Origin of the sequence: Micromonospora sp. NPDC005206 (genome assembly GCF_040608175.1) — a bacterium.
Lineage (GTDB): Bacteria > Actinomycetota > Actinomycetes > Mycobacteriales > Micromonosporaceae > Micromonospora.
Window position 1 is genome coordinate 244,717 of sequence record NZ_JBEXHU010000012.1, and the last position, 19,012, is coordinate 263,728.

The following is a 19,012-nucleotide window of genomic DNA, read 5'->3' on the forward strand; positions in this document are numbered from 1 at the left end:
TGTCAGTTCGTGGCTGCGCTGTTACACTCCGCTGAACGGCGTGCAATAAATGCGCTGTGGGGAGCGGAGTCGACTCACTGGGCGTCGAGGCCGACCGCCCCGCTCACCGCGCCAGACACCCGTCCGACCCGGCTGGCCACCGCACCAGGACCGGGCCGCATGGCTGCTCCGCGTCAACCGGCTGCATGGGCAGGAACGAGACTGGGCGGCAGCCACCGGGTTCGCGGACGCATTCCAGGGCGGTTGCTGGCAGGAACGCACCAGCGTCTACCGTATTTCCCGCTGGGAAACGGCTGCGGTACGTGTTCCGTTCCTGGCCGTACGGCGCTACGAGCAGTTGCTCGACCTTCCTGACGGCAGTCTCACTGCACTTCTTGACACCATTTACCGCTACTTCGCACCGGATGTCAGCGCTTCTCCCCTGCTAGCCAGAGGTGCAAATCCGCACGCCACCGAAAAGCTGGCGCGCATTGAGCAACTGTTGGAGCTCATCCTCTCGGACAGCATCGTGACCGGGTCGGAATGGGACGAGCTGACCACACAGCTGGCTGCGGCCCCCCGCCAGGTCATCACGCCACACTCGGCCTGGCGCGAGATGGCGCAGCGACTGCTGTCAGAGATGATCATCGCCGACGGGCTGGCATGGATGCAGCGTCACGAAGCGCTCAATCGACTCCTGGCTCACCCCGTCGGCCAACAGGCCGCCATCGCCGCCTGCGCCGACCTCGCGGCCGACCGAACGGGTCAGGTCTTCGTCGAGACGGTGAGCATCCTCGACGGCAGCTCTCATCCGGACGCGAGCCGGCACCTACTCGCGCAACTCGCCAACCCCACCAACGACCGGGCTCAGTACGGAGCCCTGCTCGGCTGCGTCCGGAAGCTGCGGTACGGACACTTCACCAGACCGCAGCTACAGCGGCTCCTACCGGTCGTCCAAGACCTGGTGCTCGACCCTGCCACCTACGAGAGGGCGCAGCCGCTCGCCGCCGAGCTGCTACGGCGGCTGCCAACGGACTCCGCACGGCCCACGGCGCAACTCGGCCGGGCGCTGACCCTCGCCCCGGCCCGGCCGGCGCTGGAGGCCGAACGCCCTGCCGACGAGGACGCAGCCCGGGTACTGGTCACCCGGCTCGTGGGCGCGACGTTGGTCCGGACACCGTTCGTGGTGCCCAATTTCCACGACCGGCTGCTCCCGGCGTTGTTGGACGAGATGCTGTTCAGCCCGGTCTTCGACGTCCGGATGTACGCCGCAATGCTGCTCTCCGGCACGCCGTATCGTCAGCCTCTCGCCGCGGCGCTCGCCTCCGAGCTGGCCATCAGCGCCGCCAGCGGCCCGACGGAAGAGGCGCTGACCATCATCGAGGCGCTCCGGATCGTCGGTACGTCGGAGCAGCGCCCCATGATCGAACGATTGACCACAGCAACCGGGCTCCCTTCGGTCATCGCCCTCGCCGCCACTCAGGCGATCGGGCACATCGGTGGCCGCAGCAGCGATCACTACTGGAGACAGGCGATAGAGCACCACACCCGCCGGTGGCGACAGAACCGGAGCAACACCCACGCGACCGCCTTGATTGGACTGGTCTACGCGCTGGGCATCGCACGCAACGAGCGGATGCTTCAGCTCGTGCGGAACGACGCCACCCTTCCTGCCGAACCCCGAGCCGCGGCATCGTGGTGGCTGAACCTGCCTCGGCGCATCCTCGACAGCGCCCTCCGGTGAGGGTCTGTGCCTCACGTCCGCCGATCCGATATTCGCTCAGGCCCACCCAAGTGGATCATGTACTAATTGTGTCCGAGGGGCGACGTCGACCACTGAGCCATGGTCGTCGATCTGCATGCCGGAACGGGTGGCCCGTTCCGCGCCCCAGTCATAGAGCGCCTGCAAGACCGGCGCCAGACTGCGGCCCTCGTCCGTGAGGCAGTACTCGACGTGCGGCGGGACGGTCCCGTGATCTTGCCGTGCGACGAGGCCGTCCGCCTCAAGTTCTCGTAGCCGCTGGGTGAGCATCTTCTCGCTCACGCCGGGCATGCGCCGGCGCAGTTCCCCATACCGGTGCACGCCCTCTTTGAGGTGCGCCAAGATCACCGTGCGCCACTTGCCCCCTAGCAGGTCGACGGTCAGCTCCACCGGGCAGCGATACCGCTCGGCCATCGTCACCTCCGCGCCGGGCACGCACCCAATGGTGCGTACTTGATCATCACATCCGGGTGTGCTGGGCTGTTCCCCATGGTGACCGAGTACATCAGGTACCGCCTGCCGCAGGAGCGGCTGGACGGCTTCGAGGCCGCATACGATCGGGCCGCCGCCGCGTTACGCGCCGCGCCGCAATGTGTCGACTACGAGCTCATGCGCAGCATGGATGATCCCTGCCGGTACATCCTGCGCATCACCTGGACGTCCGCGGACGACCACCTCCGCGCTTTCCGGGGCGGGCCGCACTTCGGCGCGTTCTTCGCCGAGATCCGCCCCTACGTCCAGGACATCGAGGAGATGACCCACTACGCACCGACGCCGGTCGCCGGACCCGGTGGCGGCGCACCACCCATGCTGTACGTGTGGGCCGGCGGCACGGACGCGTTCGTGCGGCTGTGCGACGCGTTCTACCAGCTGGTGGTCGCCGACGACCTGCTGGCGCCGCTATTCGCGCACATAGACCCCGACCATGCCAGGCACGTGGCGACGTGGCTGGCCGAGGTGTTCGGCGGCCCGGCGACGTACAGCGCCGAGCGCGGCGGCTATCCGACCATGCTGAACCACCACCTCGGCAAGGCCATCACTGAGCCGCAACGCCGGCGCTGGGTCAACCTCATGATGGACGCCGCCGACGAGGTGGGCCTGCCCGCCGACCCCGAATTCCGGGCGGCGTTCGCCGGCTACGTCGAATGGGGCACCCGGCTCGCACTGAGCAACTCGCAGCCCGGCGCGAACCCGGCGCGGGAGGCGCCCGTGCCGCGGTGGGGCTGGGGTGTGGCACCGCCATACCAGGGCTGACCCGCCCTGCCAGCAGTGCCAACCGGTCAGGACCGTCCGGCCGGGTCGCGGTCAACGGGACGGAGGAGGACCGCTGCCAGGTGGCGATTTCCTGTTGCCTGGCTGCGGATCGACCAGGCGGGTGCTGGCGTCGATGGCGACCTGCAGATTGGTCGAGTAGCGGTAGTTCTTGCTCCGCGCGGCCAGCCGGTGGTCCCTGGTAGGGATCAGCGTGCCGTCGACGATCGCGATCTGATCGACCGGGCACCGGCGGACCGGGGCCAGGGCCAGCAGCGGACCCAAGGTGTCGATGACCCGGTGGGCGGCGGAGTGGACACCCCGAACAGCGGCCCGATCTGCCGCATCGTCAGGTTGGTGCGCCAGTACGCCGCGACCGGCAGTACCCGGTCGGGCAGGTCGACGGCCCACTGCCGTTCCGACCAACCGTCAGCGATGGCGTCCCCGCCACGCTCGGCAACCAAGCGCACCAGCTTACGGAACTGGGCGGGCTGCAGACCGGTGAACGGGAAGATCCACTCCGGCCGGCTGAGGAGATCACCTACACCACGACATCTTCGATGACCGTCCTCATGGGATAGCAGCCGGGTTACGAGACGTCCCCTCGGCGCTCGCATTCGCTTCGGCGACCTTTTCGATCTGCCCGGCTAAGCCGTAACGAGGCAGAGACCGACTGCCGGCTCGTAGCCGGTGTCGTCGCGGCCAGCAGATGCTGCACCTGGATGGTGCTCACTTCGACGGCCACCGCTGCGGCCTTTGCCCGGCCGAGGCCCTTCAACGGTCCTATTCACGGAGTTACTACTCAGCCGACGCCGGGGCGGACTCGACTGACAGCCGGGCGTGGGGTGCGTTTGCTACGACGGTCGTAGCAAACGCACCCGACGCCCGGACAAGCACCTATTCAACACAATCTGCAGCTCACCGGGTCGGTCAACGACATGCTGAAAGGCCAACTCGACCTCGAACAGAACGCGGCGAGCGGGGCCGGCAGCGTAGACAATCTTTTGGGTCGCTGGCGACGTGACTACTTCGGTGTTCTCTGGGAGCACACGTCGACTCGGCCATCCCGACCGAGCGTCTCACCTCCTCCCCCGGCGCCTGGAGGCCTTCGTCCGTGGCGGGTCAGGGTTCAATCGGGCGGACCTGATCGCGGTACCGCTCATAGAGGACGCGATTGTGCGCGTCGCCCTGAGCGAGATTCGCGGACACGTGGACGGGTGGATCGATGCCGCGGCCCAGCAACTGACCGCAGATCAGTTCGGTGAGCAGCTGCGCGATGAGGACTCCGGTGAGCGACGAAACCGCCCCTATCCGAACTCCTGGGGTGATCTCCAATGCCGCATCCCCCGCCGGGGCGCGGTTGTCGATGACCACATCCGCCAAGTCAGCGAGATGCGGTCCGTGTGTCGAACGGGCACCGGCCGAGCGAGTGTGTGCCAGTGAGGTGACCGCCACGATCGGATGCGCGTGCTTGCGGGCCAGCGCCGCCATCTCGATGACGGCGGCGTTAATGCCGGAGTTGGAAACGATCAGGAAGGCGTCGTGCTCGGAGGGCGCGGCGAGGTGGTAGATCCGCTCGGCCAGGCCGGACTCGCGCTCGTACGTCGGATCAAGGATCGGCCCCGGTTCGGCGCCACCGAACATCACGAGATCCTTGACCGCGAGCATGCTGACGGCGGCGAGCCCGCCGGCACGCGCCGCGAGTTCGAGGGCGACGATTCGCGAGTGGCCGGTCCCGAACGCCTGTAATACACCCCCGGCGGTGATGGCGTCGGCGACGAGCCCGGCCGCTGCCTCGATGGCGTCGAGTTGTGTTGCCAGGACCTGTTCGAGTGCGGTCCGGGCGATGTTGGCGTAGGCGGGCTCAGGCACTGATCCTCCTGGGTTGTTCACGGTTTCGGACGGCCTCTACGGCCGTCTCCACGGCGGTCTCGACGATGATCTCGCCGCTGCCCGAGGTGACGGGACTGGCATAGGTTTCGTAGCAGGGTTGCGTGTCACGGGTGGGTAGGTAGCCGAGGTAGCCGTTCGCATAGCCGAGGACCACAATGTCCCTAACCTGGTCCGCCGCTGCGGAACGGATCGTTTCGCCCAGCTCCAGGAACAGCTCGCCGGGAACGGCCACCACCGTGACCCCGTCGAGGTCCACCGCCTCTACGTCGATCACATACGGTTCCGTGCGCTGGCGGGCGGCCTGTTCCTCCGCGATCCGCAGTCCCTGTTGCAGAACCCGGTGGATACGTTCGTCTTCGTTCCCTGGCGGCGGGGCCCGACGCACAGCGACGTCAAGCTCAGCTCGCTGTTTCGGCGCAAGCGCCACTGTTCGCGAGACCGGCGGACGTACCGGCGTCGGGGTACCCCTGCTGACGCGTGGCGACACCGGTTCGACCCGGTCCGCCAGCAAGACGCCGAGCCGATCCACCTCGTCAAGCCCCCGCCCCTGACGGGTGTGCCTGGTACTGATGTCACCGGCCGCACCGGTGGCGACGACCACCCACCTGTCAGGCGTGGACAGCGCCCGGCGGATGCCGCCGTTGAGGTCCGCGCTCACATGATTGTTGTCGGCGGGAAGGATGGTCGGGTGGACCGGCGAGACCACGACCAACCCCACCACGTCGGTACCTGCGGTGACCACAATGGTGTCGACGGGAATGTCCAGGGGACCCGGGTCAGCGATGTTGCGATGACCCGCCAGCTTGGGGACCAACGTGCGGGCGGAGTCGAGTCTGGCGGCACGCTCGGAAGCTATGGCGGATCGCGCGGCCACGAGCGATGCGGCTTCGAGCCGGTCGGCGAGGTGCCGTGGCGTGGCGTCGCCGCCGGGACTGCAGCCCGCCTCGGGACTGGCGTGGGTGTGCGTGGCGGCGACCCAGCAGGACTGCACGCCGACGTCGCGCAGGGCGGTCCGAATACGGTCGACGACGTCGACGTTGACGCAGATCAGGTCCGCGACCACCAACGCGAACCGGTGGCCCTCGTCGGCGAAGGTCACGACATGGACCTCCAGCGGGTCGAGCACGTTCTGGACGCCGTCGGAGCGGTCGACGTACCCACCCATGGGTTCTCCGGGCACGACCTCGAGACGTGCCACCCCGTGTCCGGCCCTCATGCGTCGCCACCGGATTCCTGGCATCCAAGTAGGCGTGCATACGGGGCGGCACCGTTCAGGAGCACCGGACCGCCGTCGAGCGGCTCCGCTCTGGGCGTGACCAGGGGCAGCCCTTTGGCCTCGAGTACGGCCGACAGTGCCTGGTAGAGAGCGCCGCCCGGGGTCAGCAGCCGTCCGCTGAAGGACACCCGGCGTGCTGCCCCGCTGAGCCCGAGTCGGTCGGTTGCCGCTTGCGCCGCGTCGGCGAGATCGGTCGCGGCCTCGACGCAGATCCGGCACGCCACCGGGTCGGCCTGGGCGGCTGCGTCGTTCACCTCGCGGGCGAAGGCCGCCGTACGCGAGATCATGGCCGGGTCCCGGTAGTACCTCTGAAGCGAGGCCAGGTCGACGCCGCCCAGCGCCGCGACGAGGGGGTCGACCAGCACGGTTGCCGGCCCGACCTGGTCGTACGACGCGGCCGCTGCGCGCATCCCGGCCAGTCCGATGGCGTACGCGCTGCCGCGGTCCCCGAGATGGGGACCCCAGCCGTCGAGCCGGGCGTGTGCGCCGTCGGTGTCCACCGCGAGCACGGTCGTTCCGGTCCCGACACATAGCAGTACGCCGGGACCGCCGAGAGCGCCGGCGTGCGCGAGGATGCTGTCCTCCACGACCACGGCCGGGCCGCGGAACTCCCGTTCGAGGGCGACGGCAAGTCGCCGGCGCTCAGCGTGCTCCCCCGGGACGCCGGTCAGGCCGGCTACCACGCCCGACACCTGCGCGGGAAGGGGGATCGTCGCTGCGGCGCCACGAACTGCGGCCAGGATCCGGTCCACGCCGTCCTCATGTGGCCGGTAGGAGAAGCCCGGGCCAACACCGAGGTGGCGGCCCGCCGGGGTATGTAGCAGAAGCCGAAGCTCCGACTTGCCGCCGTCGATGGTGATCGTCGTTGTCAACGCGACATCCCTGCCGTCAGGCCCGCGACGATCTGCTTGGTCGCGAGTGCGAACACCACGGCCAGCGGCACCAGGGCGATCACGAGTCCGGCGAACAGGGTGCCGCGATCGGCGGCGAACTCGCCGAAGAACCGGGTCAGCCCGACCGGGATGGTGTACTTGTCCCCGCTCCGCAGCAGCACCAACGGATAGAAGAAGTCGTTCCAGGTCGGCGCGAACTGGAAGACCGTGGCCACGGCGATCGCCGGCCGCATCAGGGGCAGGACGACCGACACGAACAGCCGGCCCTCGTGTGCCCCGTCGATCCGCGCGGCCTCCTCCAGTTCGCCGGGCAGTCCCCGCATGAAACCCATGATCACGAAAACCGAGAACGGGATCCCGCTCGCCGCGTAGAGCAGTACCAACCCGATCCGGCTGTCGATCAGACCTATCGACTGGAACATGTAGAACACCGGTAGCAGGCCGAGCTTCGCGGGAATCATCAACCCGGACAGGAAGAACGCCGCCAGCAGGGCGCGGCCCCGGAATTTCCACCTGGACAGGGCGTAGGCGGCCATCGCCGAGACGCTGACGCACAGTGCCACCGAAGCGCAGGTGACGGTCAGCGAGTTGATGAAGTACGTCGAGATCGACGCGGTCTGCCACGCGCGCGTGTAGTTGCTCAGGTCGAACGAGCTGGGCAGCCCGACCGGTGCCCGGAGGATATCCGCGTTGGGCCGCAGCGATCCGATCAGCACCAGCAGCAGCGGGCCGAAGGCGACCGCGGCGTAGGCCCACAGGATGAGCTGGCGGCCGGCGGTGTGGAGTAGCGGACGCTGGCGGGTGCCGCGCGGAGGTGGGAGGTCAGCCCTGGCTTTCCATGCCGCGCGAGGGGCGGCGTGCAGTGTCTTCATCTAGTGGACCTCCCGGCGGCGCAGCGCCCGCTCCAAGGCCAGGGAAACCCCGAAGATGAGCACGAAGATCAGCATGGCCAACGCCGACGACTCTCCGATCGCGTTGCTGCCGCCCTGAAAGGCGGTTCGGTAATAGAGCAGGCCCAGCACGTCCATGGCGCCGCCGGGGCCTCCGTCGGAACCACCCAGCGCGTAGACAAGGTCGAAGATGTTGAAGCATCCGATGAACGTCAGCACGGTGATCACGCCGACCGCCGGCATCAGGAGCGGGAAGCGGATGCTCCAGAACGCCCGGGTCGCTGACGCGCCGTCCATCGCGGCCGCCTCCTCCAATTCACGAGGGATACCGGCCAGGGCGGCGCCGAAGATGAGCATTGGTCCGCCGATCCACTGCCAGGCGTTGACCAGGATCAGTACGGGCAGCGCGAGGTCGGGCTCACCGAGCCATGGCCGCGCCCACGCGTCCAGGCCGACTGCTCTGAGCGCGAAATTGATCGGGCCGAAGGTGGGACTCAGCAGGAGCGACCAGATGTAGCCGACGATCAGCGGGCTGATCAGGTAGGGAAGCGAGAAGAGCGTCTGGAACAGCCGCTTGCCCCAGGGATTGCGGTGCAGGAGCACCGCCAGGCCCAGTCCGACGGTGTTCTGGATCGCCATGGTGCCGACGAAGAAGAGGACATTGTGCCCCAGGGCGGCCGGGATCTCGTCGCCTAACGGATAGCGGGTAAATATCTCCTGGTAGTTACCGATTCCGACGAACGTTCCCTGGCGGGTGCCGTCCCACTCGAACAGCCCGTAGTAGAAGGCGGTGACGAGCGGTACCACGACGAAGAAGCCGTACAGCGCGAACGCCGGCAGGCAGAAGGTCGTAATCCACCCTGCCGAGACCCGTCCTGCCCGGCGGCGTGTGCGCCGGGCAGGACGGACTGTTAGTTCTTGGGCCGGAACCACTGATCGACCCCTCGTTGGATGTGTGCGGCCGCGTCAGCGGCGTTGCCTCGGCCGAGGACGTAGTTGGAGAGCGCCTCGGAGGCGAGGTCCCAGGCGGTGGGTGTGCCGCCGGAGAAGTACGCGTAGGTGACGTACGGGCTCGGGTTCGCCTGGTATTCCTTGAGCGCCTGGGCCAGGAGTTCGTCCTGCGGCTCGACGCCCGGTACCGGAGAGATCTGACGAAGCTCTGTGGACAGGGCCCGGCCGAACTCCTCGGTCGCCATCCACCGCACGAGGTCCAGAGCCGCGTCCCGGTGGGGCGACTTCGCGGAAACGCCGAACGACCCGTCGACATAGCCGGGCACCAGCGTCTTGTCGACCGCCGCACCGGGCGCAGGCGGGGCGTTGAAGATGCCCAGGGAGAGCTGCGGGTTAGCCTTCTGAAGCCCAGCGAGCTCCCACACACCACCGGGGAACGCGGCGGCCCGGCCGGAGGTGAACAGTGCCAGCGCGTCCGTGTAGCTCACCCCGGACGCCTGCGCCGGCCAGTACTTCTGGGTGCTTTTCCAGGTCTCGAGGGAGTTCACCCAGGGCGCGTCGGTGAACTTCGCCGAGCCGTTGAGCATCTTGGTGAGGTAGTCAGGGCCGCCGTACATCGTGGCACCGAAAATCTCCTGCTCGATCGGCAGCATCCATTTATCGGTCACGGTGTTCGCCAGCGGGATGACGCCAGCCTTGCTGAGCTTGTCGAAGCCCGCGATCATATCCGCCCACGTGGTGGGGGCGGCGATGCCGTTGTCGGCGAAGATCTTCTTGTTGTAGATCACGTGCAGCGTCTGGAGCGCGAACGGGACGCCGTAGATGCGCCCGTCTTTTTCGCCCCTCGCGCCGTCGAGGATCTGCTTCGGAAAACCGCTCAGCTTGTCGACCGGGCCGTCGAGGGGCACCAGGCTGCCGGCGCCGACCAGCGGCTGGAGCAGCCCGTAGGAGCGAAGCTGCGCGACGTCAGGGCCGCTGGAGTCGGTGAGGCCGGTCTTGAGGATCGTGTCGTACTCGGTGTTCTTGTAGGGGAGGTACTCCACCTTCACGCCCGGGTGAGCCTTCTCGTAAATTTGGAAGATCTTCTTGTACGCCGCGACATCCTCCTGTCGCCAGCCCCAGACCTTTAGGTTGACGGCGTCGCTGCCGCCCCCGCCGCCTGGCGCGCACGCAGTTAGGGCGAAGGCAAGCAGCGCCGCCGCCCCCAACACACCGCGTCTTCTGGGCATCGCATCTCCGATCGTCGTGGCCGCCACCCGCTGAACGTGGCGAACGAGCCGAGGTTAATACTGGTATAGACCGGAGGTCAACGGTTTCGCCGACGTCGCCAGCCATCCGGGGAGCTGGCCCGTACGATGACGGCAAAGTTGTGGGAAGGGGAGCGGTCCGTGCCAAGGACGCGACACGAACCGAGCGACGGGGCGCTTGAGTCTTTGCTGGCGGAGCACACCGGCAGCAAGGGCGAGCACATCAGGGACGTCCTCACCACCATGGTGCTGAACTCGCGGGACGGTGCGCTGCTCCCATCGGAGCGGGTCCTTGCCGAGCGGTTCGGAGTCGCCCGGATGACCGTCCGGGGCTCCATCGATGCGCTTGAGTCGAAGGGAATGGTCCGGCGGGTGCCCGGGCGTGGGACCTTCGTGCAGCATCCCACGCTGACCCACTCGGAGATCTTCCGCTCGTTCAGCGAGGACATGCGGATGCGCGGCATGACACCGGGGGCCAAGTCGTACCGCGCCCGCATCCGCCCGGCCAGCCGCCTGGTCGCCGCCAACCTCGACATCGCCCCGGGCGACCCGACCCACTACATCGAGCGGATCCGTACGGCGGACGGCATCCCGATGGCGCTGGAGCGGACGAACCTCTCCGCGGCGCGGTTCCCCAGCCTGCTCAAGGTGATGGAGCGCGACGACTCGCTGTACGAGGTTCTGGGCCGCGTCTTCGGGGTGCGGCTCGAATCGGCGCGGCAGACCGTCACCATCGCCCGGCTGACTGACACCGAGGCGAACCGACTCGACGTCGCCGAGGACGCCCCGGCGTTCCTGATCGAGCGCATCTCGGTCGACAACATGGGAAAGGTCGTGGAGTACGGGCGGTCGCTCTACCGCGGCGACCGCTACGCCATCCGGATGCACGTCAGCCCCCCGTCCCAGGGAGGCTGACGCGCATCCGGCGGCCCTTCAGCCGAGACCGGTGAGGTAGTGCGTCTCGAGTTCGGCTGCGGTCAGGGCACGGTCGTAGATCGCCGCCTCGTCGAGGTCGCCCTGCAGCCGCTGGGCCGTGTCGTCCCCGCGGCCACCGAGCTTGACGCTCGCCGTACCGCTGCCTGGCGACACCGACGTCGCGACGCTGTTGTCCGCGACACCGTCGAGGTACACGGTCAGTCGTGACCCGTCGAAGACGGCGGCGACGTGGTGCCATTCCTTAGCCGTCAGCCGGGTACGGCCGGTCACGAGGCCAGACCCCTTCCCGGCAGCGCCGAGCGACCACGCCTGCAGGACGCCGTCGGTCACCCGCAGGGCGTAACCGTTGATCGCCGGCCCGGCGTAACTCTCGATCACCGCCTGCCCGGGTGCCGGGGCGAGCGTGTCGAGCTTTACCCACGCCTCCAGCGTGAAAGCGCCATGAAGGTCGGCCCGGGGGCTTCGTGGTGCCTCAATGTAGCCGGCGGAGAGGTCCGCCGCCCGGTCACCGGTGATCGCACCCTCGGCGTCCGGATGCGCGCCGGCCAGGTAGGTCCCGTCCTGCCCGCTGGCGGAGCTGTCCGCGGCGGTGCTGGAGACGGCCGCGTCGCCGAGCCTCCAGTAGCCGGCCGGGTCCGCCCCGGTCACGATATTCGGGTAGCTCTGCTCCCCCACCAGGATCGGCAGCGACACCTTCACCGGTGGCGCGCCTTCCTCGTTGAAGGCCACCGTGACCTGGTAGCGCCCTGGCTCCGCGCCAGCCGGGACAGTGACCTCCACCGGCACGCTCGCGACGATGGTCCGGCCACCCGGCTGGGCACGGAACACCTGCGTCGCCGGGTCGGTAGTCCAGCCGTCCGGGCCCGTGGCGGTCACCCGTCCACTGACCTTGTGATCCGCGAACACCTCGAAGGAGACCTGGAACCGCTTCGTCTTGCCTGGCGCGATGAGCGACCCCGGCGGATCGACCGAAACGGTACCGCTGAACACGTCGGAGTAGCGCGGGGCGATCTCGTAGACGCGCGGGGCCGCGCTGCCCGGCGCCCACCGGATCCGCACCGCGCTGGCCGCCAGGTCCGCCGCCGGCACCTTGGTGAACCCGTCAGTGAGCGGTCCGAGATTCACCCAGGCGCCATCGACCAAGGCCTGGATCATCCCGTCGGCGGGAGCGGCCGCGTCCTGCACCACGGTCACCGCCGACAGCCGGTGCGGCTTGGCGATCGGGACCGTGATCGCATCGCCGTCCTGCGGCTTGCCGGCCGCGACGTAAGCCGTGTCGTCGCGCCGGTCGCTCAGGTTACCCAGCGCGGACCCTTGGGCGGCAGCCGGTAGGCCCGTGGGGGTCTCGAGATCACCGTACCAACGGTCACCGATGTAGCCGTCGCTCTGAGAGGCCGCGAAGCTGAGGAGATCATCGACCGGGCCGGGACTGATCTGGTGCGACGTCCCGTCGAGGATGCCGCGGGCACGCGCCTGCCCCCGCCGGGCCAGCCAGGCAGCTTCGCCGTCCCCCCGGTCCTGCGCCCGGAGCACGCCCAGGGCCGCCCGACCCGCCTGGCCGGTCGTGCCGACCCGGTCTAGCCAGGGCCCGATCTGCTCGAGTAGCCGAGGGTTGTCGAGTCGCGCCCGGAGTGTGGTCGGGAGTTCCTCCAGACGGCGCAGCTCCCGGTCGAGCTGGTTGAGTTGGGCGTTTACTGTCCGGCCCGCCGAGTAGTCGGCGATGAGCCGGTTGATGAGAGCGGCGAACTGCGGCCGTGCGGTGTTGTCCAGAGCGCTGGCCTTGTTGTTCTCCGCGAAAAGCCGCAGCTCGTCGTACGCGTCGCCGCCGACGATCTGAAGCGTCCGAGTCCAGGAGCGTTCCGCGTCGTAGGCCCCGGGGTTCCAGGCGTAGTCGGCCTGGGTGCCGAGTGGGATCTGCGAGGCCTCCTGGTGCTGGACGAGTTCGTTGAACGAGATGCCGACGACGTCGTCCGCCATGCCGGCGTCACGGTTCACCAGTGGGCCCAGCAGCAGTCGGTTGGGGCTGTAGTCGTTGACCGGGTAGTTGTCCCAGATCATGATCCGGTGCCGCGGCCAGGCGTTCTGAGCGGCCCGGAGGTCGTCCTCCGTGATGCTCGACGAGACCACTTCCGGGCCTGTCCAGTAGAGGTCGACCTCGGTGCTCACCAACTCGTCGAACCGGTTCTTGTACGGCGTGGGCGTCATGCCCCAGTACTCCGTCGGCACGGCCACCATCCGGCTGGCGCCGGGACGCTTTTCGATGAACTCCCGTTGAACCAGGTTGGTGACCCCGGCCTGAGCGGCCGCGAGCGGCGACGGATCGCCCTCGTAGGCGTCCCGGTCCTCTTGGCACGCGAAGTTGCCGGACACGTCGTCCCAGGCGATGACGTAACTGCGGACCCCGATCTCCGACAACTGCGCCAGGCGTGCCAGCAGCTTGGCCCGGTCGGCCTCGCGCACGTGGCAGATCCCCTGGCCAGGTGCCAGGGGCGCCTCCGGCGAGATCCGGTACACAAAGTCGACATGGCGGGACGTCGCCAGGTCGACGATCTCCTTCAGCCGGCCCAGCTCCGCCTCGTCGTACAGGGAGTCCCAGTGCGATCCGGTACGCAGATCATCCGCCGGTCCGTAGAAGAACTGGTTCATCTTGTGCCGGGCCAGGAACTCGATCTGTGAGCGCCGGTCCTCCTGCGACCACACCGGTCCGTAGAACGACTCCATGCCCCCACGGACCCGGTAACCCGGCCAGTCGCGCACCGCCACGCCGTCTACGGCCACCCGGGAGCCTTTCGACGTGAGCAGCTGACTCAATGACTGAACGGCGTAGAAGGTGCCAGCGCCGTCCACACCCGAGAGGACGATCCGCGGTCGGCCGAGCCGATCGTGCCCGGCCACCAGCACGTACCCCTCACCGGGCAACCCCGCCGGCCCCTCCACCCCGAGAGCATTCAGCGCGGCGGTGCTTGCCGACGTCTCGCTCGGACCGCCGAGGAAGATCACCGGACGCGATTTCGCAGTTTCCGCGCTGCCGACGACCCTGGCGGTGACGCCGCGCGTGTGGAGCACGTCCACAAGAGACGCCTTAGCCGCCGGATCTACGGCCGCACCCGCGACGACATCGACGTTGTCGGACAGGACGACAGAGCCCGGACGCGGCTCCACACGCTGCGGCGCCGGAAGAATACGCGCGACGCCCACCCGATCAGGAACTTGGGCCTCGCCCCTTGCCGGCGGAGGGTTCACCAGGCCAATGACGAGCGCGACCGATCCGGCCAATACAACGGTGCGGCGATAGCCACGAGACGAACGCAACAGAAACATCAAACCTCCACTCAATCTATTTGGGCCAGCCGTGGTTCGGGACGTGTCTCGGCGTTGCGTGCGGTGAGGGAGCCACCGCAAGGACTGACCAACATGACGTCAGCAGGGACGAGGCCGGTCGGCGGCTGCCGCCTCATCGAGGATGGCGTGCACCTGCCAAGGCCGGCATGCCCGCGCCCCGCCCAACGCCGAAGTCAAGGGCCACCATCAACCCGGCGTGCCCACCGAGTAGTGTTGCGCGATCTCGTCGGCAGTCAGGGCATGGTCGTAGACGGCAACCTCGTCGAGCAGCCCAGCGAGCCTGGTACCGGCGTCGTCACCACGGGCCCCCAGCTTGAGGCTTCCGGCCCCGTCGGTCGGGTTCACCTTTGTGGCGGCCGAGCCGTCGAGTCGTCCGTCGAGGTAGACCGAGATGGTCGACCCGTCGTAGACCGCGGCAACGTGATGCCACTCGTCCGGTGTGGCGACCGTCTGCCCTTCGACCGACGCCAACTGCCCGGCTACGCCCAACGTGAGGGCGCCTATTTTGCCGCCGGGCAGGACGCGCAACACATAGCCGTTGTAGGCGGGGGCATCGTATTTCTCGACCACGCTGTACTGCCGGCAGACGTCATTGAGATTCACCCATGCCTCGAGGGTGAACGAGCCGCTGACGCTCAGCGAGGGTGAGTCCGGTACGGGGATGTGGCCGTCGGTCAGCTCGGCGGCGGTGTCCGGGTCGCCCGTCAACGCGCCTGGGCGGCCCAGTGTCACTGCGTCTGTGTAGGCGCCGGGGTTGCCGGTGCCGGAGGAGTCCTCGGCGCTCGTGCCGGATCGCTCACCCAGCCGCCAGTAGCCGACTGGTTTGTCGGCCAGCACCTGTGCCGCGTAGGAGGACTGGCCGGTGACCGCCGGCTGCTGACGTGGCGACGTGTGCCTGGGTGCCGAGCCTGCCGGAGCCGACGATGAGGTGCTTCGCACGGTAGTCCCATCGGACTGCAGTGCATGGAGCGACTGGCCGGGGTTGCCGAGCACGCCCTTGACGTAGTGGGAATCGATTTGGCCTGGGGTCAGGGCCTTGTTGTAAATCGCGACCTCGTCCAAGCTGCCGACGAAACGGTCCAACGCGTCGTCTCCACGGGCGCCCAGCTTGAGGCTGCCCTTGCCGTCAGTCGGTGCGTTGGCCATCGGTGTGGACGCTTGCAGCTGCCCGTCGATGTAGGTCCGCAGCGTTGTTCCGTCATACGCTGCCGCGACGTGATGCCATCGCCCCTGCTGGACACTGCGGGGGCTGGACGCACTGGACTGCGCCTGGTCGGCGGCGGTGAGCGCCTGCAGCTTGTTGCCGTTGACCAGTCGCAAACCGTAGCCGTTGCGCGACGGCAGGCAGTCGCTGCCGTCGTACTTCTCGATGATGCCCTGCGGTCCACCCGCGGCGTCCTTGACCCACGACTCCAGCGTGTAGGCACCGGTGATGCTGAGCGAGGCGCTGTCAGGAATCTCAGCATGGCCGTCGTCCAGCCGGACTGCGGTGTCGGCAGAGTCGGCGATCGCCCCTGGCTGGGACCGGCCGACGCTGCCACGGTAGGCACCAGTGTTTCCGTTGCCGGAGGCATCGACCACCGGCTGGCCCGGGGCGTCATCGAGCCGCCAGTAGCCCACCGGCCCGTCCCGTTTCACCAGCGCGGCATAGTCCGTTGGGTCCGGCCGGGCGACCCGGACCGACAGCGAGGAGGTCCGCGCCGTACCACCGGACGGTCGGGTGACCACGTCGATCCGGTAGTTCCCGGGTGCCGCATCAGTGGGGATCCGGACGGAGGTCGCGAGTTCGGACCAGGCCAGTCTCTGGTTGCTGTTCACGCTGAACGGCAGCTTGGAGCCGTTGACCGTCCACCCGGCTGGAGCGCCGACCTCGGCGGTGCCGCTGACCGTGCCCAGCCCGAGCGCCTCGACCTCCAGGTCCAGCGCAAACGTCTCACCCGGCTCCAGCAATGGACGCGGAGTTGTCACCTTCGTGGCCTCCGCGCTCGGTGCGTCGGCCACCTTCGTCGCCCGGTATGTCGCCCGGACCGTGATCGCCGTCGTCGGCCGGTCAAGGTCGACCAGCTCGCGCGCGGCGTCGAACGTCACCGGTCGGCCGTCGACAGTGACGCCGGTCAGCTGGTGACCGCGCGGCGCGCGCAGGTGCAACACCACGTCCGTCAGCGGCGCCCGTCCGGCGGCCGCGCGGGGTGGGTCGACCCGCACGGTCAGCCGGCCGTCCGTCAGCTTTGACGAAGAGGCGAACCCGACGTTGCCGAAGGACGTGGGCAGGTCGGCGATCTCGATCCGCTCGCCGTCCGCGAGCCAGGGCCGCGGCGTAGCCGGCGCCAGGTGCAGCCGGGTCGGCATGCCGTCGGCGTCCAGGTCCTCGCTGACCAGCAGACCGCGCAGCGCCTCCAGGTAGGTGGCGTTGTTCGGCGACAACGGGGGCCAGTACTGCGACCGGTAGTACTCACCGAATTGCGGGCACGGCGAGATCGTGGCGCCCTCGCCGCCGACGAAGGTGTGCGGCGTGAGGTCATGCGCGAGCATCCCGTAGAAGCTCAGGTCGAGGCGATCGGACTCGGCACTGTCGGCCAGGAACCGCATCAGTGAGTAGCCGTATTGCTGGTCGATGCCGCTGGACTTGTATCCAGGCACCGCTGGCCATTGGTTGTGCGGGATGTTCTGGCAGACACCGGGATCGGCGGTCGACAGGTTGAACCTTGTGAGGCCGAGGAACAGCGACCCGTGCTTGTAGAGGTAGTCCCGCAGTCCGGTGGCTGTCGCGCTGCCCGGCTCGAACAGCCCGGTCGCGAGGGCGTACGGCATGATCAGGTTCCAGTAGCTGCCGAGGAAGTTGGTGGTTACCTTGTCGTACGGCTTCGACGACTCGGGGTCCAGCAGTGCGATCGGCACGAACATCGAGCCGTCCGGCAACACCGTCTTCGACTTCTCCACCGCGCCCAGCAGCGACGAGCGTAGGCCGGCCGCCTCATCGAGGAACGGCTTCGCCTCGTCGGTACGGCCCAAGAGCCGCAACGCGACACCGACATCGCGCAGACCGCGCCAGACCTCGGACTGGTGGTGCAGGCCGTAGACCGGCTCCGGGATGTCGGAGGCGTAGCGGGTCTTGGCCAGCAGACCGTTCGGGTCCGCGAGGCGTTGCCGCTTGAAGTCGGCGAGCCAGTCGCGGAACATCGGTAGGTTTTCCTGCAGCAACGACCCGTCGTTGCTCTGCAGGTAATACGTCGCCACCGTCTGCAGCTTGATCCCGCGCTCCCAGGACAGGAAGAAGCTACCCTGGCCGCGTCGCAGCATCTCGGTGAGGTTCGCGCGCGCCTTATCCTGGTAGCCGAAGTCGCCGAGCGAGGTGACCGTCGCCGCGATCTCCGGCACGAAGGCGAAGGACTTGTCCAGCGACTCGTAGCCGTTTCCGACGGTCAGATTGAAGCCCATCACCAGGTTGTTCAGAAGCGTGCTGCGCATGGCGTCCGCGGCGTACTTCTCCGGGATCCGGACCTTGGCGCCGGCGTTAAGCTGCGTCGTCCAGTAGTCGCCCGTGCGGGACTTCGCGGCGTCGTACAGCGCGGCCGACGGACGTACGGTGGTGAGCTCGGCCGGCTCGTTCGGCACGATCAGGTACAACTCGGCCTTTCCGCGGCTCAAGTCGGGCGTGAAGCTCAGGTCAGGCGCGGACCAGGTCGCTGCACCGCTGAATGCGACCACGGCCTCTCCATCGAGTGTCAGCCGCCCAGGCTCGGCGACGACGTCTGCGACCTTGTCGCGGCTCAGGTTGAGCCGGAGCCGCGGGTGCGCCTTCGCCGGCCCGTTGACGACAAACCGGAGCATGCTGACTGCCGGGCCGCCCGGGGTGAGCTCGGTGACGAACGACTCGCGTTCGTAGCGAACCCCGGCGGCGTCACGATAGGAGTTGGAGAGAATCGGCAGGTATCCTCCGGTCAGGCGGGGGTCGCCCGACCTCACCTCGGCCTGGCCGTAGCGCTCGGCCCCGCCCGCGCCGACGAAAAAGCGGACGCGCTGAGTCGCCCGCGCGTCCGACCATTGCGACATCAGCTCGCTGCCGTCAGCGACGTGCAGCGAGAAGTCCCGCTCCTCGGCCCACCGACTGGGGTCCGGCGCCGGGTAGGTAAAGGGCAGGTAGTACCAGGGCGAAGCGGCGTCCGTCGTACCACCGTGGTTGGCCGGCACCAGCAGCGGCTTGACGTTGGTCATGGTCGGACCGTCGGGCAGGTCAAGCAACTTCTCGCCCCAGTGGTCGGATCCCTGCTCCAGCGCGCCGTTCACTCGATCGACGTAGCCATCGGGCAAGGTCAGATCACCGCGAGAGCCGGACTGATCGTGAGCCGTTTGCTCGCTGGCTGTCTGCTCACCGACTGCCTGGACGCCGGCGGCCTGGACCTCCTCGGATACCTGCGCCAGCAAGCTGGCCGCCAGAGTCACCACCGTTAGCAGCGACAGCCCCGCTCTCACTGTCGATCTCGTAGCCATTTGATCCACCTTCATGTGGATTACCGCACGGAATACCGGACTAGTCCAGTAACTCTGGGGCATGTTCCACGGCGGTGTCAACACTTTGGCCGGCAGCCGCC

The 19,012-nt window shown here is 68.2% G+C and carries 12 protein-coding genes and 1 pseudogene; 3 read left to right on the forward strand and 10 right to left on the reverse strand.

Annotation, left to right across the window (positions count from 1 at the left end; all coding sequences use genetic code 11):
• Window positions 1-337 precede the first annotated feature (337 nt).
• Complete coding sequence (locus ABZU69_RS20235) at window positions 338-1,723, forward strand: hypothetical protein (protein ID WP_354965874.1); 1,386 nt, start codon at window positions 338-340, stop codon at window positions 1,721-1,723.
• A gap of 36 nt (window positions 1,724-1,759) precedes the next feature.
• On the opposite strand, the gene ABZU69_RS20240 is transcribed toward ABZU69_RS20235, so the two are convergent.
• Window positions 1,760-2,176: a helix-turn-helix domain-containing protein gene (locus ABZU69_RS20240; protein WP_354965875.1), complete on the reverse strand. Its 417-nt coding sequence runs from the start codon at window positions 2,174-2,176 to the stop codon at window positions 1,760-1,762.
• A gap of 54 nt (window positions 2,177-2,230) precedes the next feature.
• Here ABZU69_RS20240 and ABZU69_RS20245 point away from each other — a divergent pair, with 54 nt between their 5' ends.
• Window positions 2,231-2,995 carry an antibiotic biosynthesis monooxygenase gene (locus ABZU69_RS20245; protein WP_354965876.1) on the forward strand — a complete coding sequence of 255 codons (765 nt, stop codon included), beginning with the start codon at window positions 2,231-2,233 and terminating at the stop codon, window positions 2,993-2,995.
• Between the two features lie 111 nt (window positions 2,996-3,106).
• Here ABZU69_RS20245 and ABZU69_RS20250 read toward each other — a convergent pair.
• The 7 genes and pseudogenes from ABZU69_RS20250 to ABZU69_RS20280 form a co-directional block, all read right to left on the reverse strand.
• Window positions 3,107-3,507, reverse strand: a pseudogene (locus ABZU69_RS20250) (transposase family protein); the annotation flags it as partial.
• Between the two features lie 607 nt (window positions 3,508-4,114).
• Complete coding sequence (locus tag ABZU69_RS20255) at window positions 4,115-4,864, reverse strand: sugar isomerase domain-containing protein (RefSeq protein WP_354965877.1); 750 nt, start codon at window positions 4,862-4,864, stop codon at window positions 4,115-4,117.
• Window positions 4,857-6,050 (reverse strand): hypothetical protein, encoded by a 1,194-nt coding sequence (locus ABZU69_RS20260; RefSeq protein WP_354965878.1) that lies wholly within the window; start codon window positions 6,048-6,050, stop codon window positions 4,857-4,859. The genes ABZU69_RS20255 and ABZU69_RS20260 overlap by 8 nt, the downstream gene beginning before the upstream one ends.
• A 47-nt stretch (window positions 6,051-6,097) precedes the next feature.
• Window positions 6,098-7,033, reverse strand: coding sequence for a BadF/BadG/BcrA/BcrD ATPase family protein (locus ABZU69_RS20265; RefSeq protein ID WP_354965879.1), 936 nt, complete (start codon window positions 7,031-7,033; stop codon window positions 6,098-6,100).
• Window positions 7,030-7,926, reverse strand: coding sequence for a carbohydrate ABC transporter permease (locus tag ABZU69_RS20270; RefSeq protein WP_354965880.1), 897 nt, complete (start codon window positions 7,924-7,926; stop codon window positions 7,030-7,032). The genes ABZU69_RS20265 and ABZU69_RS20270 overlap by 4 nt, the downstream gene beginning before the upstream one ends.
• Window positions 7,927-8,751, reverse strand: a complete 825-nt coding sequence (locus ABZU69_RS20275) for a sugar ABC transporter permease (protein ID WP_354965881.1) — start codon at window positions 8,749-8,751, stop codon at window positions 7,927-7,929. It lies immediately after the preceding gene.
• A gap of 104 nt (window positions 8,752-8,855) precedes the next feature.
• Entirely contained in the window at window positions 8,856-10,124 is a 1,269-nt protein-coding gene (locus ABZU69_RS20280; RefSeq protein ID WP_354965882.1) for an extracellular solute-binding protein, read from the reverse strand.
• Window positions 10,125-10,283: 159 nt separating this feature from the next.
• Here ABZU69_RS20280 and ABZU69_RS20285 point away from each other — a divergent pair, with 159 nt between their 5' ends.
• Window positions 10,284-11,057: a GntR family transcriptional regulator gene (locus ABZU69_RS20285; protein ID WP_354965883.1), complete on the forward strand. Its 774-nt coding sequence runs from the start codon at window positions 10,284-10,286 to the stop codon at window positions 11,055-11,057.
• 18 nt (window positions 11,058-11,075) lie between these two features.
• Here the strand turns inward: ABZU69_RS20285 and ABZU69_RS20290 are convergent, their stop codons facing one another.
• Window positions 11,076-14,480, reverse strand: coding sequence for a beta-N-acetylglucosaminidase domain-containing protein (locus ABZU69_RS20290; protein WP_354965884.1), 3,405 nt, complete (start codon window positions 14,478-14,480; stop codon window positions 11,076-11,078).
• 126 nt (window positions 14,481-14,606) lie between these two features.
• Window positions 14,607-18,974, reverse strand: a complete 4,368-nt coding sequence (locus tag ABZU69_RS20295; protein ID WP_354965885.1) for a LamG-like jellyroll fold domain-containing protein — start codon at window positions 18,972-18,974, stop codon at window positions 14,607-14,609.
• Window positions 18,975-19,012: the final 38 nt, after the last annotated feature.